The organism is Epilithonimonas zeae (assembly GCF_023278365.1).
GTDB lineage: Bacteria > Bacteroidota > Bacteroidia > Flavobacteriales > Weeksellaceae > Epilithonimonas > Epilithonimonas zeae_A.
In genome coordinates this window covers 259,795-283,882 of the sequence record NZ_CP075338.1, presented here as the reverse complement: position 1 = coordinate 283,882, position 24,088 = coordinate 259,795, and the positions used below count along the sequence as shown (strand labels likewise).

At 36.2% G+C, this 24,088-nt stretch carries 12 protein-coding genes and 1 tRNA gene; 5 read left to right on the top strand and 8 right to left on the bottom strand.

Features of this window, described 5'->3' with window-relative positions:
• Positions 1 to 242: 242 nt before the first annotated feature.
• A complete protein-coding gene (locus KI430_RS01095; protein ID WP_248876456.1) occupies positions 243 to 1,757 on the bottom strand; it encodes an acyl-CoA dehydrogenase family protein in 1,515 nt (504 codons plus the stop codon).
• Between the two features lie 507 nt (positions 1,758 to 2,264).
• Between KI430_RS01095 and KI430_RS01090 the strand changes: the two genes are divergently transcribed.
• Positions 2,265 to 2,352: transfer RNA gene (locus KI430_RS01090), tRNA-Ser, on the top strand.
• A gap of 253 nt (positions 2,353 to 2,605) precedes the next feature.
• Entirely contained in the window at positions 2,606 to 3,829 is a 1,224-nt protein-coding gene (locus KI430_RS01085; protein ID WP_248876455.1) for a site-specific integrase, read from the top strand.
• 462 nt (positions 3,830 to 4,291) lie between these two features.
• On the opposite strand, the gene KI430_RS01080 is transcribed toward KI430_RS01085, so the two are convergent.
• The 7 genes from KI430_RS01080 to KI430_RS01050 form a co-directional block, all read right to left on the bottom strand.
• Entirely contained in the window at positions 4,292 to 5,422 is a 1,131-nt protein-coding gene (locus tag KI430_RS01080) for a glycoside hydrolase family 5 protein (RefSeq protein ID WP_248876454.1), read from the bottom strand.
• Positions 5,423 to 5,436: 14 nt separating this feature from the next.
• Entirely contained in the window at positions 5,437 to 7,269 is a 1,833-nt protein-coding gene (locus KI430_RS01075) for a glycoside hydrolase family 2 protein (protein WP_248876453.1), read from the bottom strand.
• A gap of 42 nt (positions 7,270 to 7,311) precedes the next feature.
• Positions 7,312 to 8,925, bottom strand: a complete 1,614-nt coding sequence (locus tag KI430_RS01070; protein WP_248876452.1) for a RagB/SusD family nutrient uptake outer membrane protein — start codon at positions 8,923 to 8,925, stop codon at positions 7,312 to 7,314.
• Between the two features lie 31 nt (positions 8,926 to 8,956).
• On the bottom strand, positions 8,957 to 11,791 hold the full coding sequence (locus KI430_RS01065; protein ID WP_248876451.1) for a SusC/RagA family TonB-linked outer membrane protein: 2,835 nt from the start codon (positions 11,789 to 11,791) through the stop codon (positions 8,957 to 8,959).
• 200 nt (positions 11,792 to 11,991) lie between these two features.
• The gene (locus KI430_RS01060) at positions 11,992 to 16,119 is read right to left on the bottom strand and encodes a two-component regulator propeller domain-containing protein (RefSeq protein ID WP_248876450.1); all 4,128 of its coding nucleotides are present in this window, start codon (positions 16,117 to 16,119) and stop codon (positions 11,992 to 11,994) included.
• 26 nt (positions 16,120 to 16,145) lie between these two features.
• On the bottom strand, positions 16,146 to 17,330 hold the full coding sequence (uxuA, locus tag KI430_RS01055; RefSeq protein WP_248876449.1) for a mannonate dehydratase: 1,185 nt from the start codon (positions 17,328 to 17,330) through the stop codon (positions 16,146 to 16,148).
• Positions 17,331 to 17,346: 16 nt separating this feature from the next.
• Positions 17,347 to 18,177, bottom strand: a complete 831-nt coding sequence (locus KI430_RS01050; RefSeq protein ID WP_248876448.1) for an SDR family oxidoreductase — start codon at positions 18,175 to 18,177, stop codon at positions 17,347 to 17,349.
• Positions 18,178 to 18,651: 474 nt separating this feature from the next.
• Between KI430_RS01050 and KI430_RS01045 the strand changes: the two genes are divergently transcribed.
• The 3 genes from KI430_RS01045 (at position 18,652) to KI430_RS01035 (ending at position 24,032) form a co-directional block, all read left to right on the top strand.
• Entirely contained in the window at positions 18,652 to 20,079 is a 1,428-nt protein-coding gene (locus KI430_RS01045; RefSeq protein ID WP_248876447.1) for a carbohydrate-binding protein, read from the top strand.
• A 60-nt stretch (positions 20,080 to 20,139) separates the two neighbouring features.
• Positions 20,140 to 22,416 carry a beta-glucosidase BglX gene (gene bglX / locus KI430_RS01040; protein WP_248876446.1) on the top strand — a complete coding sequence of 759 codons (2,277 nt, stop codon included), beginning with the start codon at positions 20,140 to 20,142 and terminating at the stop codon, positions 22,414 to 22,416.
• A 194-nt stretch (positions 22,417 to 22,610) separates the two neighbouring features.
• Positions 22,611 to 24,032 (top strand): hypothetical protein, encoded by a 1,422-nt coding sequence (locus KI430_RS01035; RefSeq protein WP_248876445.1) that lies wholly within the window; start codon positions 22,611 to 22,613, stop codon positions 24,030 to 24,032.
• The last annotated feature ends 56 nt before the right edge of the window (positions 24,033 to 24,088 follow it).

Genomic DNA, 24,088 nt, shown 5'->3' with positions numbered 1-24,088 from the left:
CAATAATTTGAAATCAAATCTCAATAAGATTAAAAAGCCGTTCTGTCTTTGCAATTTGGAACTTGTGCTGCCAATATAACATTAACCCATATGACCGAAAACACAATAAATTGTCTTGAAAATTTTCAGCAATTACAGAAAACTGTTTAGAAATTATACGCAAATATACGACAAATATGCGAGACATAAAAAATGCCCCTAAAATTAGAGGCATTTTTCTTATCTATAATTTGAAATAATCATTAGAAAAATGACATCCAATCACTTTTCTCACTGATATCGCAAACGGCGTTGATGTTTTTGTGGTGGCTCATAGAAGCTAAGAGTGTCACAACTTCTTGTCTTACAATTTCGATAGAATTATCACTCAAATCCTGATTAAAACCTGCATTATTAAGATCTAGTAAGTCATTAACTGTCACGATTCTTGAAATAATTTTCCCAAGGTCTATCATTTTTCTTTGAGAAAGTGGACCATCAATCGTCACATTAAGTTCTTTCGAGTATAATTTTGCAGCATCTTTAGTAATATCATTAATCAAAAGATATTCTCCTAAATTGTCTGTTTTTTTCTTCTTCATATCTTTCAAAATCCCTTCAGAAATTTGCGTATAAAGCATTTCGTTTGAACCTTCAAAGATTTGGAAAGGTCGGCTGTCCATAATTCCTCTCCCACCGATATGACTTAGTCTGTAACCTTTTGCACCAGATAATTGAACCAAAATCTGAGCAGCTTCCTGCATCATATCTGTCACAAAAGCTTTCATACTGTTAGCGTGAACACCACTTCCTGAAACATCTTTATCAATCCCGCTTACGCTTGTACTTTTTGCGCACATTGCAGAAGAAAGCGTGAAGAATGACTGTAATTTTGCCAATTGATATTGAACCTGATCCAAAGAAAATAAGTTAGAAGCACCAACAATTCTTTCTTTACAATGTTTTGTAGCCTCGTCCATCATTCTTTTTAAAAATCCCATTCCCATTCCCGGAAACTGGAATCTGCTTCTGTGAAGAATGTCCAACATCATTTTAAGACCTGTACTTTCAGGAATTAACTTATTTTGTTCCGGAACTTTGATATCGATTTTATTTAATCCGTAAGGAATCATATAAAGACCTGCGTTATCATAATATTCCTTAACTTCAATGTTTTGTTCTGGCTTGTGAGTATCTGCTATGAAGAAATCCACATCTCTACCAAGATTACCTTCAGCATTGATATTTCTTGAAGTAATTAACCAATAATTAGCCAAACCTGTAAGACCCTGCCAATGTTTAGTTCCTTTGATGTGGTAAGAATTGTCTTTCAGTTGTTTGTTTTGGGTTTTCATATTCAATGCATCACTACCAAAATCTGGTTCAGTAATCATCAATCCACCCATTGCTCCAAAATCTAGGAAATGTTTGAAAATATCACCTTTGATGATGTTATTCCCATATTTAGCCAAAGGTTCCAAGAATAATGCAATATTAATCCCGAATGTCAATGACAATGGAAGAGACTCGTATGAAGCTGCAGAAAGCAATCCGAGACATTCTTTCACCTTCACGCCTCTTCCACCATATTCAGTTGGAATAGCAACAGAAAGAGGTTTCAAATTGAAAATTTCTTTCCAAACATTAGGAGGCAAACCTCTGGAAAGACTTAATTGATCTATGTTTTCTCTTTGAAACAAAGACCCTAAAGAAGCCTTAAAATTAGAAAGGAACTCTGCATAAGAAACTGTAGGAAAGTCTAATGCTACTGCATTCATAATTTAAATAAAATAAAACGCTGTATGCCATCTCTACAGCAAAAAATAAAGTGAAGCGAATGGCACAGGACTTAATCACTTAAAATCAGCACTTCACATATACATTACCGCACCAAAGATACTATTAATAATTTATAGTTATTTTAGAAATTGATTTTATTTATGATTTATGATTGCAAGGTGTTCAATTTGCATTATGATGAAGGATTTACAATTTGATTGATTTTTAAGTCTAAATTAATTTCCAAATCTTTTCCTAATTTAATAGATTAATAGTAAAATTAAAGCAACTAATTTTTCATTTTTGGTAAAATTGTAATAACAAAAACACTGGATTTACAGACTTTTCTCTCGTAAAGCACAAGAATCAACAAGGTTTTAAAGTATCACAATTAATTTTTCAGTTTGATAATTAATAACTTAAAAACTTTTTTCAAATATTATTTGGACAAAACACAAAAGCTTTCTATATTTGCACCACTGAAAACGAGAAATCGTAGCAAGTAAGGAGAGTTGGCAGAGTGGTCGATTGCGGCAGTCTTGAAAACTGTTGACTGTAACAGGTCCGGGGGTTCGAATCCCTCACTCTCCGCCAGGTTAGAAACCAAAATAAGCTAAAACGCTGTAAACATAAATGTTTACAGCGTTTTTTGTTTCTGTTCATATAGCAAAATAATACAAAAAAGGTCATATTTCAAGTGACCTATTTAGTGACCTATTCAAAAAACACCAAAAACAGGTCACTAAAAAACCTGAAAAAGCCTATGAATAGGATGTTTAAACAACATACATCTTGCAGAAAAGTGGTAATAAAAAGTAACTTTTTAAACAATTAAAATTATCACAAAATGAACAAGACATTTAATCTTCTATTCTTTATCAAAAAGAATAAAATCCGCACAAACGGAAGTGCTCCAATTTATTTGCGTATAACAATCGACGGCAAAGCCGCAGAAATTGCAGCCAAAAGGTATATTGACCCAAAGAAATGGGACAGTAAATCTCATAAAGCTGTTGGTTATGGGCAAGATGCCAAAATACTAAATACTTACCTCAAAACTTTGGAACAGCAAGTTTATGATACACATTATTCAATGTTGAAAGAGGAAAACTTTGTAACGGCAGATGGTTTGAAGTCGAAGCTTTTGGGTACTGATTTGGAACAACGGATGCTAATCCCCATATTTCAGGATCACAATGATAAGGTGGAAGCATTAATAGGTCAGGATTTCGCACCAGGAACCTTAGAACGTTATAAGACATCTTTAAAACACACTCAGGAATTTCTAAAATGGAAATATAAAATTTGCGATATAGACATCACGCAGATTAACCACGCTTTTATAGCGGATTATGATTTTTGGCTTCGGAGCGTTCGCAAATGCGCAAACAACACTGCAGTTAAATATCTTAAAAATTTCAAAAAAATAATACGATTATGCATAGCGAACGGATGGTTAGCCAAAGATCCCTTTGTAGGATACAAAGCAAAAATTAAAGTTGTAGAAAGAACATACCTAAACAAAGAAGAGATACAATCTATTTTTGAAAAAGATTTTGCTTCCGAAAGATTAAATCAGGTTAGAGATATTTTTCTATTTAGCTGCTACACGGGATTAGCATATGTAGATGTCAAGCAGTTATCAAAATTTCACATAAATACTGGCGTAGACGGTAATGAATGGATATTTAAAAAACGTCAGAAGACTGACACCTCAACTAGAGTCCCATTATTACCATTAGCACAAGAACTTATTTTGAAATATGAAGACCACCCCGAATGCATAAATTTAAATAGATTATTTCCAGTCCTCAGTAATCAGAAAATGAATTCCTACCTGAAAGAAATTGCTAACATATGTGGCATCCAAAAAGAGTTAACTTTCCATATTGCTCGCCATACTTTTGCGACTACTATAACATTATCCAATGGAGTTCCAATTGAAAGTGTTAGTAAAATGCTTGGTCACACTAATATCAAAACTACTCAGCATTATGCAAAAATACTTGATAAACGAATTAGTGATGATATGTCAAATTTGAGAAACATTCTTACAAAATCAGAAAAATAATATAAAATTAAACATTGATATAATTTACATAAGACAATGCTAAACAATCATTTATATCATAATTAATATCACACTTCAAACAAAACACATATCAAATGTTTCACACCTATTTTAATTAAACATTAAAAAGATTAATCCGGACAATTCCGGAATCAAAACAAAAAATGACTCAATTTATAGTAAATTGGAGCCATTTTTTGTTTTTGATTTTAGCGATAAAATTATTGAACACTTTTTTAGAGGATTTCAATAAATTAACCAGAATTCATAATGTATATATATTTTCCAAAAATATTTTTGACAATTAAGTATAACTCACCTACTTTCATTTTCTCTAATTGGAATTGCTAGCATTATTAAATGATTTTCAGAGCTATCAGCCAGCAATTAAAAAAGCTGTTTCATAGTTTTATATAAAATTATGAAACAGCAACTTAAAGAAAATAATATTGTGATTTGATTTTATTGTAGCATGTACGGTACTATATTATTTACGAAAGATGTACCCGTTGGATTTATCAGAGCAAACCAACCTCTATCATCCCAAACGCTGTATGACATTGATTGAGCTAAGGTTGTTCTTGCCATTGTACGGTAATAATTTCTAACAAGATCGGTATTTCTCTCTGCAGCATTACTACTTCTTCCTACTCCGAATTCGCCATAATGAACAGGAACATTCAATTTTATCGAATGTGCTTTCACATTTTGAATGCCCGTCTCAAAACTGGCCGTTCCGGGAAAAGCAGCATTACTTCCAGTTTCTCCGCAGAATGCCCAAGGAGAATAAGTGTGAACCTGTATAGATAGATAATTATCATTTCCTCCACCTGGCAATGACGATTTGCTTGGATAGACATTACTTATATACAATGCATTTCCTTGTCCATTAGTACCTACCATAATTAATCGTTTTTCATTGTTACCATGTGTTGCACGTATAGCTTCATAGCCAACTTGATTTACTTTTCTGGTGTATTGTAAAGCCAATGCATCGGTAGGATCAGGAAAGGGACCATTGCCGTCTAGCTCTCCCAAATTACCTTCTGGCTCGTTTAGAACTTCAAAAATTAATTTCTGTGGATAATCTTTAAAATAGGTAGCAATACCTGTCCATAAAGTCCGGAACTTACTGTCATACTGCTCAGATCCGTCGTAATGATCCTTAAGCCAAGACTCGTGATGGGTATTCAGAATAACATATAAATCCTGAGAAAGAGCATAATCTATAGCTGCTTTTAGTTCCAGAAACCTTGGATGATTGACATTAATATTACCATTATTGTCTGCAAGAGTAGATGCAAATCTATCCATCCAGGTAGTTGGAATTCTAATATGTTTCATCCCAGCATTTTTATACAGATCAATAACGGGTTTGATTGCTGACAAAGAGGTCGGATGAATCCCGTTATCAAAGGTATTACCAAGATTAAAACCAGGTCCCATATCAGCAATTATCTTTTTTGCGGAAAAAGGATCGGGATTTTCCACTTGTCCTGTTTCCCCATTAACAAACTCTACTTTATCCTCGTGCGTGCAAGAGACTAGAAAGAAAAGCATGCTTAATCTTAATACTCTAAATATATTTTTCATATACAATGAGGTTTTTATTTATTATTTAATGATTTCCGTTGATAATAATTCTGAAGCGTGTAAAAAGCCTTCTTTTTGACCCCAGTTTCCGAAATAAGACCTTTTCTGTTCCAGAAATTCTGATAAACAGGATTTTGACGTCTTGGAGATTTGAAATCGACTAGAATCCAAGGTGTCATTCCTCGCAGTCCATCTATTTTGTCAAGCATTTCTAGTTGTTTTTCATAAAACAATTGCTGATGCTCCTCACTCCATACTGTATCTTCATCTGCGTGATATCCTGCTAATGCATCGGCACCAAACTCGGAGATTACCACTGGTTTATTGAATTTTATTTCCCATTTATATTTTGGTAATTCTTTTGGCTCAGACCAATACCAGCCTCCATACTCATTAAAACTGGCGAGATCAAGCTTATCACCCAAAGGATCTTCAACGGTTACGTCATAGCCATTGCGTTCGATTTCCAAGGCGGCTGCAACAAGTCTACTATCGTCTAAACTACGAACTTTGTCAATTAATTTACCCATAAAAACATTACGCTCCTTACTGACAGGCGTCTCATTCCCTACTGACCAGATAATTACGGAAGCTCTGTTTTTATCTCTCTCAATCCCCACAGTCAATTGATCATCGGCATTTTTATAGGTCTCAGGATTGCTCCAAGAGATCGTCCAATAAACAGGAACTTCTGCCCACACCAATAATCCAATCTCGTCAGCAAGCCTCAGCATCGTTTCGTTATGAGTGTAATGTGCCAGGCGGATATAATTACAACCTAATTGTTTTGCCCATCCAAGGATCATTCTCATATCACCTTCCGACCGTAAACGACCTCCCACCAACGGATTTTCGTCGTGCACAGAAATTCCTTTGAGAAACAAAGATTGATTGTTCAACAAAATATCTTTTCCAACGGTTTTAATTGTTCTAAAGCCAATTTTATCATTAATTTTATCTGACTTTGAACTAATCTTAACATCATATAACTTGGGATTTTCTGGCGACCAATAGTCAACTTTTTTTGTAGGAATTATGATTTGTGCATAACCATTGGCATCAGTTTCAAGCGTGGTTTTTATCCTGAGTTCAGGAATTTCTACAACCACTTTTTCGCGGTTTGTATTACCTGTTAACTTGACAAAACCTTCTAATTGAGTAGGATCATTTTTAGCTAACTGCACTTTGTAGTCTTCGATGTAAGATTTTGGTGTGTTTATTAGTAAAACATCGCGAGTTATTCCGCCATAGTTCCACCAATCTGTGTTGATCGTTGGTACCTCATCTTTTTTGCGTATGTTATCAACCATCACCACCACATAGTTATTGCCCTTTTTTAATTTAGATGTTACATCAAATTGAAATGGAGTGAATCCACCTTTATGTGTACCTACTTTTTCGCCATTCAAATAAACGTGACTCTCGTAATTTACCGCTGCGAAATACAAAAAGTAATTCTTATTGGCTTGTGGATCTGCGACAAAATCTCTTTTGTACCAAACAGTACCTTCATAAAATAGTAGTTTTTGATCCTGAGAGTTCCAATCACCAGGAACCTGCAAAGAAGGTTCAAAATCAAAATTGTATTCGACTCTTGTTTTCTTGTCTGGGGAAGTAATGTTGTCATAAAAGCCTCCTTTTCCTGATTTACTTTGATCGAATGGTTTTTGTCTGTAATCGAGATAACCCATTTGGTACGGATCTATGATATATTTCCAAGAGCCATTTAGATTAATATGATCTCTGGCAAAAGCGTGTTGAATCGTTTTTTGTCCCATAACCGGTGTACAAAATGAACTTAGGATAAAGACTATTAACAGCAATGGGATGATATTTTTTTTTAACATAAAATTTTGATTAATGATTGACTCAAATATTAAGTTATAATCTTAATATCCGATATTAAATTGCGAAGCTGCAGCACCCATAATGTCAATCTGACTTTGAGGCACAGGACAGTTGACATACTGCGGTCTCCATGGGGTAAGACTATTGATGGCATCAGAAGCTTCAGAGCTTGTATTGTCACCGTTTCTGTAGTGCAGGGTAATTCTCTCTCCTAAAATGCCTAATCGTTTTAGCAAAAACCAACGTTCATTTTCAAAAGCCAATTCTCTTGCTGATTCTTCCAAATAAGTTTCCTGCGTCCAGCTTGTAAAATCAAATGATGATACTGCGTTAGGATTCAGACCATAACCTCTTCTGCGAACTTTATTAATGTACGATAAGGCCAGGGCATCATTTCCAAGATTATGATGAGCTTCCGACGCCAGAAGTAGTGTTTCTGCATACCGGTAATACATATAATTTTTAAAACTGTTTTCTGTTCCAACCAGTTTTGTTTGGAAGTCTGCATATTTTTTCAAACTCCAGTGGTATCTTCTGTAATTATCCTCCGGCTGCGTAATAGGCTGTCCAAAGCGTGGATGGCTGGGATTATTAACAATGTAAGCAGTATAATTATCCGGCCAATAATAGGTTGAAAACCTTTTGTCATTCGTCTTATCATAAAGAGATTTCAAATAATTATTAGGATAAAACCAACCTAAAGATTGTCCACCATAGTTAACATCCAGAATCATCTCATTTCCTGCACTGGCAGATGCTCCCGATGCTTTTTCATAAATCCTCTGGGTAAAAACACTTCCAAGCCAAAATCCACCACCACCAGCAAGATCATCGCCTTGTCCGAGATTTTGGTTGCGTTGATAAACAAATAGTGCTTCTTTATGATTGACATCAGCTCCGAAAACCTGATTAATATCTACCAAATCGTGGGTCGGATTGAGAATAATTGCATCAAATTCTTCTGCAGCTTTCTGCCAGTCTTTGCGCCACATTGCCGCTTTACCACGCAAATGCCTCGCAACTCCCTGACCGTATCTGCCAGCGGGCACCTGCCAATCCAAATTTGCAACAGCATAATCCAAATCCTGATTGATTACCCCGAAAACCTCATCTTCTGTAGCTGCTTTGTAAGTGACTGCATCATCTATATTTTGTGCATTGGTTGCCACAGTGTCCAGTAAGATAGTACCATACATTCTTATCAGATCCAGATAAAGCTCACCTCTAATTACACGTGCCTGTGCAACCAGTTTCTTTTTAGCATTATTATCCATAGAGACTGTTCTTGCACTACTGATAATTGCAGACGCTCTATCTATAATTTTATAGGCATTAACCCATTTGTCCTTAGGGAAATTTTGTGGCGTATGAGTGGTAGCTCCATACGGCGTAAACCAAGTTCTATGAAGCCCAAGATCGGTAGCGGCCATAAAAAACACATTAGCTTGCAGATTACTATTATCTCCAGACGGTGCATTATACTGCCGCATCCTGTTATATAAAGCATTGACGCCTACATCCAGGCCTTCGGGGGTCGTATAGATATAATCTACAGAAACCTGATCTATGATTTCTTCTTCCAAGAATTTGTCACAAGATATGCAAGTCGCTGCGAGAGATATGATAGAAATGACTAAACACTGTAATTTTTTCATGATATAATGACTTAAAATTTTCATATTTTTTTTAAAATCCAAATTTAATTCCCGCAACAAGGGTTACTGCCTCTGGATATTCGTTTGGATTTTTTTCTGGGCTATAAGATTGGTAATCTGTGATTGTGAAAAGATTGCTACCAGTCAAAAAGATTCTAAGGTTGCTCAGACCAATTTTCGACACCGTTTCCGGTTTGAATGAATAACCACAAGTAATATTCTGTAATCTAAAATAAGAAGCATCCTGAAGTCCCATATTAAAAATATTGGAAGGATCATTCCCTTCATTTGGTCTAGGGTAGTTTCCGCCAGGATTTTCTGGTGTCCAATAATCTTGCTTGATACCATTTTTGATTCCCCTTAACGATCCACCTTCCAGATAACTGTACAGAAAAGGATTATTTTTTATAACACCTTGCACAGTATAGAAATCTGCATTGATGTCAAATCCCTTATACTCAAAACCAAGTGATAAAGTACCGTACCAATCCGGCATCTGTGATGTGATCACACGGTCTTTGTCATTGATTACCCCATCACCGTTTACATCTCTAAGCTTGATGTCGCCCGGTAAAGCAAGTGGCTGCGCAGAGTTCACAATATCCTCACCCTGTTGAAAAATGCCTACGACATCGTACTGGTAAAAAACATTGATTGGCTGGCCAATGAAACGTCTATTCAGAATATCATCATCTTCCCTACCATCACCGTCTGCGTCTCTACCATACAAACTGATGATCTTATTTTTATTTTTCGTGTAAGCTAGACCAATTTTAAATTTAAAATCAGAAGTCTTGATTACATCTGCATTTAATGAAGCTTCCAAACCTTTGTTCTCTACTTCACCAAGGTTACTCCATCTGTTGCTGTATCCGGATGAAAGATCCAATTGCTCCTGAACAAGTAGATCTTTTGTTCGTGTATTATAATATTCGACAGTAGCTGTAATCCTATCTCTGAAAAATCCAAAATCCAATGCGGAGTTAAATGTTGTAGAGGTTTCCCATTTCAAATTGGGATTTGGCAAAGTAGGTCCGGGGATATATCCAGAAACTTGATTACCTCCTATTACATAATTGCTCTGGTCTGCAGTACTCTGGCTTAGTCCAGGCGAGATGGCTTCATTTCCTACACTACCATAGCTGAATCTAAGTTTTAAATTATTAATAAAATTCAACTTATCCATAAAATTTTCCTTATGAATATTCCATCCAATGTTGGCTGATGGGAAAGAAGCCCATTTGTTATTTTTGCCAAATACCGTGGAGCCGTCCATTCTTCCTGCAATGGTCACATAATATTTGTTATCATAATCATACTCCAAACGGCCGACAGCAGATACGATTCCTCTGTTATATTCTGATATGGTTGGTGTATTGAGTAATGCTGATTGCAAACCGTTAATTCCTAAGATATCATTCGGAATGTTTGTAGAAGCATTCTGAAAATCATTACGGTTGGTTTTGGAGATACTCTGTACCACAGTAGCAGCGAAATGGTTTTTCTCAGCTAATTTGAAGTTGTAGGTTAAGATATTTTCCAATTGCCATTCTACCTCATCCTGAAATTGTATACTTCCACTACCTTGGTTGTTATTAGCAATACCTGCGATGGACTGTGTAGTATTATATGATTTTCTTTTGTAATTCCAGGATCTTCTGCTGGCATTCATTCTGTATTTGAAACCTCGAAATGGTGTAAAGTCTACAAAAAGGTTGAGAATGTCATTTCGGTTTTGGACAAAATTGGTCGTTTGGTAAAGATCGATGAGTGGATTTTTATTTTCAGCAAAACCTCCGGGCAATAGTCTGAGTGAGCCATCATCATTGTAAACACGTCCGAGAGGTGATGTAGTAATAGAACTTAAAATTACACCTGCATTATTTGGATTATTGGTCTCGGAGAATTGAAAGGAAGTGTTCAGACCCACTTTCAGAGTGTTGCTTATTTTTTGATCAGCATTTAATCTGATTCCTGTTTTGTTAAAATCTGAATTGGGGATAACACCTTTGGTCCCTATGTAGTTCACGCTGCTAAATATACTGAACTTGTCACTGCCCGATGAAAAATTGATGGCGTGGTTTTGTGTTTCACCTGTTCTGAGCATCAGCTTTTCCCAATTAATATACTTCCCAGTTTGGACACTTTCCAATTCTAATGCAGAAAAAATCTCACTGTCCGGTCTGTACACACCTCCGTTGTTGGTTCTGAAAGCTTCTCTCTTTAGTTGGGCAAATTCTTCACCACTATAGATATCAAAATTTCTATTGATTGTTTGATAACCAGAAAAACCATTATAAGTTACTTTGGCCTTCCCACTTTTTCCTCGTTTTGTAGTAATGAGTATGACTCCATTAGATGCCCTCGCACCATAGATGGATTGTGCAGCGGCATCTTTCAAAACCTCAAGAGATTCTATATCATTAGCATTAACATCATTGATACTTCCAACTCTCACTCCATCAACAATTACGATAGGATTATTTCCTCCAGATATCGATCGCTGACCACGAATTTGAATATTGGATGAGCTACCTGGCGCACCATTGGCAAGTGTCACCTGTACCCCGGCAGCTTTTCCTCGTAACATTTCACCGACGTCCGATGTAGCTACTTTTGTAAGATCCTCTGCATTGACTTTGACCACGGAACTGATGACATCACTTTTCTTTTTTGCGCCATATCCAATGATTACAACCTGCTCAATTTCTTTAGATGCCCCAACTAAAGTGTCTTTATCAGATTTTGGAGTGGTCTGAGCCTGCACAATCGCTTGCCCGGAGAGGAGAAAAGCAACTGCAATTAGTCCGATTTTTTTGCCATTGTAATTTTTAAGTGGAACAATATTCTTGTCGAATTTTTTCATATTGTTTAGTTTAATAGCTTTGTTTTTTACAAATATGTCTGATAATCATATCTATTAGGGTATCTAAATATGCTTTTTGCGGGGTCATAATGTATGAATCATTTTAACACAATGAAAAACAATACGTTATAAATCTATTTCAAATTCAATAGAAAGAAAATGATGTTGAAAATTCGTATTTGTGTCAGGTTTTAGTTCAATTACCGACCGGAATTCGGACTAGTTTTGTAAGACGTTGGGGAAACTTTGTACACTTTTTTGAACTCACGGCTAAAATGTTTACGATCATTGAATCCTACCATAAAAGCAACTTCTGAAATTGGATGTGTTGTGTTCAGAATTATATCCGCTGCTTTCTTCAGTCTTAGCTGTTTTATGAGACTTGCTACCGAATGGTTGGTAAGTGCAGTGACTTTTTTGTAAAGTATAGTTCTGCTCATTCCAATCTTGTCGACCAACATATTGACATCGAACTCAGAATTCTCTAGGTTTTCTTCTATAACTCGCATTAATTTTTTGATGAATGCTTCTTCGGGCGTAGTAAGATTGTTCAAATCAGAATCTATAATAAAATTCCCACTATATTTCTTTCTAAATATCTCCTGGGCAGAAAGTAGATTGGCAATACTCAGTTTAAGTTCCTGCGTACTAAATGGTTTAGTGATATAAGCATCTGCACCTGTAGAAAGACCTTCTATTTTATGATCGATAGATGCTTTGGCGGTTAGAAGTAGTACCGGTATATGACTGGTGCTCTCATTAGTTTTTACAATGCGACAAAGTTCTATACCATCCATATCAGGCATCATAATATCACTGATGATAACATCTAAGATCTCGGTTTCTAAATAGTTTGCCGCATCTCTACCATTGGTAAATTCCACTGTATTGTAATCATTGGACAAAATACCGACAATAAATCTGCGTACATCCTCATTGTCTTCTACAACCATTATAGTTTTCTTGTCCTTGTCCGGAAAATCCGCAAAGGCAATATAATCATTGCTTACAATTGTCGGTGAATCTATAATCATCTGCTGAAAATCCTCGGCATTACTTTCTATGATTTGATCTTCGGACAAATGTTTGTTACCCAATTGTAATCTAATCTGGAAAACGGTCTTGGCCCAAGTCCCTTCTTCCTCCGGAGTAGAAATTTCGCCTTTATGCAATTCTACAATGCTTTTTGAAAGTGCGAGTCCCACACCACTTCCCATATTTTGTACCCCTCTATCATCCACCTGAAAAAACCTTTCGAAAACACTGGTACGGTTGTTCTCCGGAATGCCTATTCCATTATCTTTAACCTTGATGAATACGGCATTTTCCTCTGGTGAACCTTTTTCGACAGCAAAAACTATTTTACCATTTTTTTTTGTGAATTTGAAAGCGTTGGAAAGCAAATTATAAATAACCTTTTCCATCTGGTTTTTGTCAAAATAAGCAATGATCACATTGGAGTTGAGTACAAATTTGAAATCGATATTCTTTTCAGCTGCCAATCCTTTGTAAGACTCGAATATTTCAAAACAGAAAGAGACCACATCTTGTCTTTGACAGTAGATTTTCATATAGCCTTTTTCAGCTTTTCTAAAATCCAACAGTTCGTTTACAAGCTTAAGAAGACGATCTGAGTTCTGCTTGATCGTTTTTAATTTAGCATTGATCTTTGGATCTTTTTCATAAGACAACAATTCTTCCACTGGCCCTTTGATCAGTGTAAGCGGTGTTCTTATCTCGTGCGAAATATTTGTGAAAAAATTAATCTGTGTGGTAAGGATTTCTTCTTTTCTTTCATTTTCCACCTGTTCCAAAAATATTTCTCTTCTGAGTTTCAAACGATATTTTATGAAACGGTAAACTGTATAATTGGCCCCTACAAAAATGATCAAATAAAATAAATATGCCCACCATGTTCTATACCAGGGCGGCAGTATAACAATTTTCAGTTTTTTGATATTCTTGTTCCAGCTTTGATCGCCATTGGTAGATTTTATGGACAACGTATAATTTCCAGGATCCAAATTGGAAAGATTGATTCTATTTTGTGTCCCGATAAAATGCCATTGATCTTCTGATAATCTATTGTCTAACTTATAGGCATATTTACTTTTTTGTGGATTGATAAAATTAAGCCCAGTAAATTCAAGCCCAATATAACCTTGGTCATAATTGATCGTAATCTCAGAAGTTTCAGAAATAGGATGTTTTAAAATTCCACCCGTTTGATCCGCCTCTACGATTTCGTTATTTACGATAAGCTTAGTGAGGACTATTGGTGTGTTGTTAGATGTTTTTATTAATTTCTTAGGATCAAAGATCAGTAAACCTTTGGAAGCTCCGAAAGCTACCATATCTTGATTGATCTTCGCAGCTGAATTGTATAAAAATTGTTTTACAGAAAGACCGTCCGCAGAAGAATAACGTGTAATTTCAAAGTCGGACGCTTTTAAATTACTTCCTTCGTTTTTTATTTTTATTTTAAAAAGAAAATCCTCTGCGCCAACCCACAAATTTCCCTGAGAATCTTCGGTAATGCTTTTAACAGAGGCATCGGTAAATCCTTTTTCTTTATTAAGAACAAAAAACTTTTGATTGTTCTCATTGAGATAATATAAACCATCGTAATCTGCACCGATCCAAAGCCTTTTCTTTGAATCTGTAAACATCACTGTCAGACTATTATTATCAAGCGGTTTTGCATTGTCTGACCGAAATACCTTTGAAATTCGGTTAAGTCTTTTATCGAAAAAATTGAGTCCATTTTGTGTAGTGATCCAGATACCATTGCTCCTGTTTTCTAATGCCATTACAAAATTATCAGACAAGGCATTCGCTGTTCCGTCATTTTTAAAATTAATAATTGTCCCGTTAGCCAGTATCTTTATTAATCCATTACCATCTGTTCCTATCCAAATATTGCTTCCATCCACCAGGATAGAAGTAATAGGTCTTTCGCCTTTTTCAGCAGAATCAGAAGTGAGAACAATTTGAGTGAATTTTTTTGAGGTTTTATTAAACTCAAACAAACCGTTGAAAGTGCCACACAAGAGCGTATTGGAATCTTTTCTCGCCAGCGAAGTAATGATATTTTTGATATTTTTCTCATTACTGTTATCGATTGCATAAGAATGGGATGTTTTGGTTTGAAGATCAAGATAGTTCAACCCTCCGCCAGAAGTTCCCACCCAAATACCTTGATCATTTTCTTTTAAAATAGCGCTAGCTGCAGCATTGCTGAGCCCAAACCCTGCGTTTGTTACCTCTGAAATTTTAGCGAAATTGAGATTTGATCTATTATAAATATTAATCGCTCCTGCCGAGGTCCCTATCCAAACAGAACCAGTATGATCTCTCATAAAACATTTCAGATCATTATCGCTCAGGCTGTAAAGATTATCTGGATTATGCTTTATTCTCTTAATTTTTTTATTGTAATAATTGAAGATACTTAGTCCTCCTTTTGTTGCAAACCAAACGGTATTTTGATCCCACTGGATGATATCATTGATCCAATTGGATGACATCGAATTTTGGTTCGAAGGATCGTGTTTAAAATGTGAGAGGACTTTTTGTCCTGAAGATAGTAAAAATGCGCCAGAGCTTTCCGTAGCAAACCAAAGGTCGCCCTTGCTGGTCTTTATAATTTTTCTCACCTTAGCACTGATAAGTTCTGCATTATCAGACAATTCTACAGGTAACGGGTTTTGACGACCTGTCTTCGGATCAAAACATTTCAGACCTTTTGATGTTCCTACAAGCATCCCATAATTGGAGTCATAAAATAAAGATAGAACCCTGCTTTTATGCAATTCCGAATCCTTATTGAAGTTTTCTAACGTCCGGGTAGACTTTTGAAGTTTTTTGACGCCACCAAAAGTTCCCACCCAAAGATTCTTTTGGGCATCTTCGGCAAAGGCAGCAATATAATTACTTCCGCCTTTTTCTTTTGTCACATCCAATGCTAGAAAATTATTGGCATTTTTGTTATAAAAATTGAGTCCGTGGTTAGTACCGATCCATAGATTCTGGTCGCTATCTTCAAAAATCACATTAATATGATTATTGCTCAGGTTGCCCTTTGATTGCTTGTCTCTTGCGTATTTTTTGTAGCTGTAACCATCGTAGCGGAAGAGTCCGTTTTCTGTTCCGATCCACACAAATCCGGATTTATTCTGGATTATATTGGAGATCATACTGGGCGAGAAATCATCGTCATAATTAATCTGATCGAAATGAAGTGATGCTTCCTGAGCAGGAAAAATGCCAGAAATCAAAACAAAAACAATATATATTAATACATTGGTTATTCTTTTCAATAGATTCATAATTACCAAAATGATTATAATCAATTCTAATTCACACTACAGCTACGGGCAATACCCAACTCCAAACCACGGAGCTCTGCAAGGCCTCTAAGTCTACCTATTGCAGAATATCCAGGATTGGTCTTTTTTTGCAGATCATCCAACATCTGATGCCCGTGATCCGGACGCATTGGGATCATTGAGTCGGCTCTTCCCTGCTCTGCTCTTTTACGTTCTTCTGAAATTACTTCTTTTACCAATCCGTACATATCCACATCACCTTCCAGATGATTGGCTTCATAGAAATTTCCGTTTTCATCTCTCTTGGTACTGCGAAGATGTAAAAAGTGAACTCTCTCCGCAAAGCGCTGAAATATTTTTACCAAGTCATTATGCTCACGCACTCCCAATGAACCGGAACAGAAGGTCATTCCGTTTGCAAGGTCCGGAACTGCTGAAAATAGTTTAACATAATCTTCCTCGGTACTTACAACTCTAGGCAGCCCCAATATGGAATATGGTGGATCGTCGGGATGGATGCACATCAATGCATTATTTTGGGAGGCAACAGGAATAATTTCTTCGAGAAAGAGAATCAGATTCTGTCTTAGTTGATTGGCATCAATTTCTGCATAATTATCTAAATTTTCCTGAAAACTTTCCAGACTGTAACCTTCTTCTGCGCCCGGTAAGCCAGCAATTATATTGTTGACCAGTTTTGTCTTCTCTGATTGTGATAGTTTTTCGAGATAGGCTTTGGCGTCCTCTTTTACTTTCTGTGAGTATTCTGATAACGCACCAGCTCTCCGCAGCAAATACAGGTCGAATGCAGCAAATGCTGTCTGATCAAAACGCAAGGCTTTGGAACCGTCTTCCAGTTCGAACTCAAGATCTGTACGAGTCCAATCTAAAACAGGCATAAAATTATAGCATATAACGCTGATCCCACAATGAGCCAAATTTGCGATGCTTTGTTTATAATTTTCAATATATTTCTGAAAATCCCCAGTACGGGTTTTTATATTTTCGTGCACAGGTATGCTTTCTACAACATTCCACCGAAGTCCTTCATCTTCGATTATTTTTTTTCTGATGTTGATTTCCTCCACAGTCCATACAGAACCATTGGGAATATGATGAAGTGCGGTTACAATACCAGTTGCTCCAGCCTGTTTTATATCTACTAATGATACTGAATCTTTCGGTCCGTACCAGCGCCAAGATTGTTCCATTTTTTATTTTTTTTAATTAAACACCGCTGAATGCGCTAAAACCACCATCCACAGGGATTACAATTCCGGTTACAAAAGATGATCTGTCGTCACATAAAAACAGTACTGAACTGATCAAATCTTCTGGGTTTCCAAATCTTCCCGCAGGTGTATGCGAGATAATAGACTGTCCTCTTTCTGTGAGACTTCCGTCTTCGGATGTGAGAAGAGTTTTATTTTGAGTTGTCAGGAAAAATCCTGGCGCAATTGCATTAACACGGATTCCAACCTTGGAAAAATGAACAGCAAGCCACTGAGTCAAGTTAGAAGTCGCAGCTTTTGCAGCACTGTAAGCAGGAATTTTGGTTAATGGTGTCACAGCGCTCAAAGAAGAAATATTGAGAACACTACAGCCTGATTTCCCTACCATATCTTTTGCAAATACCTGAGTAGGATAAAATGTGCCCAAGAAATTGAGATCAAAAACTGATTTTATTCCCTCAGGTTGCAAATCGAAAATTGTTCTAAAGTCAGGATTGTTATTATCCAAATCAGTTTTCGAAAGATAGGGTTCAGATGTTGTTCCGAGAGGATGATTGCCTCCCGCTCCATTAATCAGAATATCACAAGTTCCCAATTTTTCTGCTACTTGTAATCTTGCTGTTTCTAAAGTTTCTTTTTTTAACACATCTGTTTCAAAAATGTGTGCAATACCTCCAGCCTCTATAATCTCATTTTTCAGAATTTCTGCTTTTCCAATTTCTCTTGCCAACAGCGCGATTTTACAACCTTTCTTTGCTAATGATTTTGCTATTATACTACACAAAACTCCAGTGGATCCTGTGATAACAACGACTTTGTTTTTCATAAATTTTTGATAATCAGACTCACAAAAGTAATTTATCGCCGCATTGTGATGCAGTTCAAATATCTTTTTTTAGGGGTATTTACGTCCGTACTAAAAATATACAAAATATATTATATGTTTAAATTCTAATTTATTTACCTTCAAAATTATTAATTAAAGTATGCACAATATCAATTATTATCATAAATATTAACAAGAGATCATTACAATTTAAAAGAAAAAATCTAGTATATAAAACGTCAATATTTCAATCTCATTTTTGTAACTACTTTATAGTCATTAAAAAAAATTTTATTAATTATTTTAATTAATAAAAAAGCATTCTGAAATTCACTGAAAAATCTATTGGAAGTTGTATTCGCCAAAAAGTACATTTCTTACCCCAAACTAAAATGTTTAAGACCCATTTTTTTTGTTATTTATATAAAATTTGTGGCAGATAAAATATAATCAAAATTAAAAACCATTAGAGTTATGATTCTAAAAAATACTGACTTTTTGAAAAGCATACTTTTACTTTTATTTTTTGCTTTGTTATTTTCCTGTGTTGAGGAAGAAATTAGAGAGGTCACGCTTTACGACAAGCCTCATACAGAAGCTAGTGCCTCCCGTACAGATATTAAATTTGGAGAAACTGTAGATTTTAAAAGTACCTCATTCAAACATCTTACTACAACCTGGACTTTTGAAGGTGGCAGTCCAGCGTCATCCGTCAATCCTGATGCTACAGTTGTTTACAATAATCCTGGAACCTATGATGCAAAATTGGTCGTAAAATATATTGATAATACAGTCGAGACAAAATTGTTTAAAATCATTGTTAAAGGTATCGACCCGCCTATGCCGTATGGTGGGACTGCAATTGCCATTCCTGGTACGATTGAAGCAGAGAATTACAATCTTGGCGGTGAAGGCATTGCTTATCACGACACAGAGGAGCAAAACCTTGCTGTACAGAACGGGAGTCCGCGCTATAGAACAGACGATGGTGTGGATGTTCAGATAAGCAATAATATCACTAATATCAGTTACACAGAAGCTGGGGAATGGACCAATTACACGATCACTGTTCCAGCTACAGGAATTTATGATTTCGATTTCAGTGTAGCATCGGGCGATACTGCTGGAGGAAAATCTATTAAACTTCAGCTGGTTAATCCTAATACGGGCGTTGCAACTGATCTAGGACAGACAGGCAATTTTCCAAATACAGGAAGCTATAATACCTATATTTCCAAAAATATAACTGGAGTTAATTTGACAGAGGGAAAAAACACATTTCGTTTGTTGTTTACAGGTCCTAACACCAATCTGGATAAGATTAACATTAAAGTGAGTGTTCCACCTCCACCAATCGACGGTGTTGGGATTTTCACAGAAAAAGATATCGTGAGTTCAAATCCTGGCATAGCACCACCGCCAAATGGAGGAAATATGGCTATTACAATTGTTACCACTAATACTAATCACGGTAGCAAGGCGTTATGGTATCATTTTGATCCTGCAGGAAATGGCAGCCCACAGACTGGATATGCCCTTTCGCATATGGATCTGACTGTTTCCCCTTATAATGCAACAGCTTACAACTATTTGAATGTTGCTGTAAAATCCAGCACACCAAAAAAAGTAAGAATTAGACTGAATACCAATTCCGGAAATTATTGGGTGACACTTAACCCTGGAAATCCTGCGTATGGAATGTTGTGGGATGGACAATGGCACGAATTGGTAATTCCTTTTTCCCAACTTCTGAGAGATGGTAATGGTGCAGCTCTTTCTACCGTAGCTGCGGCTAAATCAAGCATCAAACAATTTACAATACGTACCGACGATAGTGATTACAGTACTGCACCAAATTCTTTCGACTATTATATTGATGATATTTATTTTACTGTAAATTAACTTTTACAAAAATTAAAATACTCTCTAAACAATAACGGTTATTACCATTAAAAATTAGAAATGATCAAAACCACCCTATTTTGTTTTGTTGTCTTTGGTGTTACAAATATAACTGCACAGAACAAAGCGCACCTCGATACTACAAAATCTATAGAAGAGCGTATTACATTACTGATGAATCAAATGACGCTGGAAGAAAAGGTGGGTCAGATGAATCAGTACAATGGTTTCTGGGAAGTAACAGGTCCTGCTCCTCAGAGTGGCTCATCCAAAATTAAATATGATCATCTCAACAAAGGTTGGGTTGGATCACTACTTAATGTGCGGGGTGTTCAGAAAGTACGCGAAGTGCAAAAAATTGCCGTTGAAAATACAAGGTTAGGGATTCCTCTGATTATTGGATTTGACGTGATACACGGCTATAAAACACTTAGCCCAATTCCATTAGCCGAAGCTGCCAGCTGGGATATGGAAGCAATAAAAAAATCTGCGGCAATAGCTGCTGCCGAAGCTGCTGCAAGCGGTATCAACTGGACTTTTGCGCCCAATGTAGATGTTACAACAGATGCCCGCTGGGGTCGAGTAATGGAAGGCGCCGGTGAGGATCCTTTTCTTGCCAGTAAAATTGCAGTGGCAAGAGTTAAGGGTTTTCAAGGTGATGATTTTTCTGAAACCAATACAATTGCAGCCTGCGCAAAACATTTTGCAGGATACGGCTTTGTAGAATCCGGCAAAGAATATAACAATGTAGATATGAGTGTATCAAGATTGTACAATTCAGTACTGCCTCCTTTCAAAGCGGCCAATGATGCTGGTGTCAAGACATTTATGAACGCTTTCAATACTTTAAACGGTATTCCGGCTACCGCAAACCGTTTTCTTCTTCGAGATATTCTTAAAACAAAATGGGATTTTCAAGGTTTTGTAGTATCCGATTGGGCGTCTATTAGAGAGATGATTTCTCACGGATTTGCGAAAGACGGTGCGGAGGCCGCGCAAAAAGCCGCAGAAGCAGGATCTGATATGGATATGGAATCTTATTTATATGTAAACGAACTGGTAAATCTTGTCAAAGAAAAGAAGTTAGACATCAAAATCATAAACGACGCCGTAAGAAGAATTTTGAGATTAAAATTTGAAATGGGTCTATTTGAAAATCCTTACAAATATTGCGACGAAAAAAGAGAAAAAGAAGTGATTGGCAGCGCATCGCATCACGATGGTGTTCTGGATATGGCCAAAAAATCTATTGTGCTCTTAAAAAATGACAATAACTTGTTGCCACTTAAAAAGTCCGGGCAAAAGATAGTATTAATTGGCGCTTTGGCCATTGATAAAACAAGTCCGCTGGGAAGCTGGCGAATTGCGGCAGATGATGATACTGCAGTTTCCGTTTTGGAAGGAATGCAAAAATACAAAAACAGTCCAGTCACCTATGCTCTTGGAACTGCCGTATTTTCAGGTAAGCCAACTTTTACCAAAGAATTAGAAATCAATAATGATGATAAAAGTGGTTTTGAAAAGGCCATTGCAGCAGCTAGACAAGCAGATGTAGTTGTGATGGTTTTGGGCGAACATGGCTTCCAAAGCGGTGAAGGGAGAAGTAGAACAAATCTTGATCTGCCAGGTAATCAGCAGGAGTTGCTAGAAGAGGTATTTAAAGTCAATAAAAATATAGTTTTGGTTCTGAATAACGGAAGACCATTGGCTATACAATGGGCAGCAAATCATATTCCTGCTATCGTAGAGGCTTGGCAATTGGGAAGTGAAAGTGGTAATGCCATTGCTCAGGTTCTTTATGGAGATTACAATCCGAGTGGCAAGTTGCCGATCTCATTCCCCCGTAATGTTGGACAAGTTCCTATTTATTACAACCACTATAATACTGGAAGACCTATCAATTCAGAAAATAATGTGTTCTGGTCTCATTATTCCGACATAGAAAAAACGCCACTCTTTCCTTTTGGTCACGGATTGAGTTACACGAAATTCGATTATAGAGATTTTACAATTAATAAAAAAATATTCTCTATTGGAGAGCCCGTAAATGTATCAGTTTCTGTAACTAATACAGGCAGTTTAGATGGTAAAGAGGTGGTTCAGCTTTACATAAGAGATGTGAGCGGAAGTATTTCCAGACCGGTCAAAGAATTGAAGGGATTTGAGTTGATATCTCTCAAAAAAGGCGAACAAAAAACCATTCGCTTCACTTTGAATAAGGAAGAGTTAGGCTACTATGACAATGAAGGGAATTATCTTTTGGAGCCGGGAATGTTTAAAGTATTTGTCGGAACCAGTTCTGATCAGCTGCTAGAAACAGAATTCGAGTTAAAATAATAAGTTACAAACCAATTTCATCACTCTAGAATTCTATCCAATAAAAATATTGGAGTGTCAATCTTATGATCTTATCCACCGCATTTTTAGTTATGATTATCAGCTAATCAACTAAAATAATGTTTTCAATTTTCTCTTATCAATAATAATATTATAATCTCTAAATTGTGAAAATAAACTTTATAAAAAAAAGTGTGATTGCACTTATTACACTAAGTATCAACAATTATTCTGAACTCAAAGCACAGAAATCTTCAATCAATCAAGCTTCAGAAAAAAATTATCATACTGTTCTGGCCCGTCTAAATGCTGAAGATTCTTTGTGGAAACCTTATGTTGCAAAAACCATCGACAGACTTCCTGGATATCAATCATCAAAAGATCCTGCTACCAACAAATTTGGTGGATACAAAACATGTCAGCTAGAGGCAACCGGTTTTTTCAGAACAGAAAAAAAAGACGGCAGATGGTGGATTGTAGATCCTTTGGGAAACCCTTTTATACATAAAGGCGTTGCTGTGCTCAATCCTGGCAACTCTGAAAATCAAGAGAATGCATTCAATGAAAAATATAAAACTGGTAAAAATTGGATTGCAAAAGAAACAAAATTCCTCAAAAAAAATGGATTTAACGGAGCCGGTGCCTGGTCAAATGTAGACTTGATCCGTTCATCTACAAAACCTCTGGTCTACACTGTGATAGTAAGTCCAATGGGTACTTACAAAGCCGAGCATATCAAAAAATATAATGGTAAATATGAAGAAGCTGGTTGGCAAGGCTATAGATACGATTTGGTGATGGTATTTGATAAAGAATTTGACCTTTATGTAGATCAGGAAATTTCAAAAATATTCAAATACAAAGATGATCAATTCCTTCTTGGATATTTTACAGACAATGAGTTGCCTTGGGTAGACGATGCTTTGGACAGACATCTTAAATATCTTAAAAAGGATGAGGCGGGATACATTGTGGCAAAGAAATGGCTGGACGACCGCAAGCATAAAAATGCTTTTTTGGAAGATATTACAGATGCTGATAGACAAGATTTCACAGGATTTTATTTTGAAACCTATATGAAAAAGGTGACTGCTGCCATAAAAAAGTATGATCCAAACCATCTTTATCTCGGCTGCCGTTTCAATCAAGAGTTGGATGAATTGGACAATCCAAAAATATTTGAGGTCGCGGGAAAATATATGGATATTATTTCCATTAATCATTACAGAAAATGGGAACCAGAGCAGCCTATTTTATCCAACTGGATGGCCTGGTCTGGAAAACCGTTCATCATTACTGAATGGTACACCAAGGGCGAAGATTCAGGTTTACCTAATAAAACTGGCGCCGGATGGAATGTCCAAACCCAAAAAGAAAGAGGTTACTTCTACCAAAACTTCGTTATCGAGTTGTTGAAAAGCAAAGGTTGTGTGGGATGGCATTGGTTCCGATATCAGGACAATGATCCAGATAATATGAAGACAGATTACTCAAACCGTGATTCTAATAAAGGTATTATCAATAGTGCATATCAATACTATATGCCTCTCATCGACAATATGAAAATCATTAATGATAATATCTACGGTTTAAGTCAATATTTAGATTCCAAATAAAATTCTTTTAAAAAGCAATCTGAATTTATCATCCTAAAGTTTCCACAAAATATAAT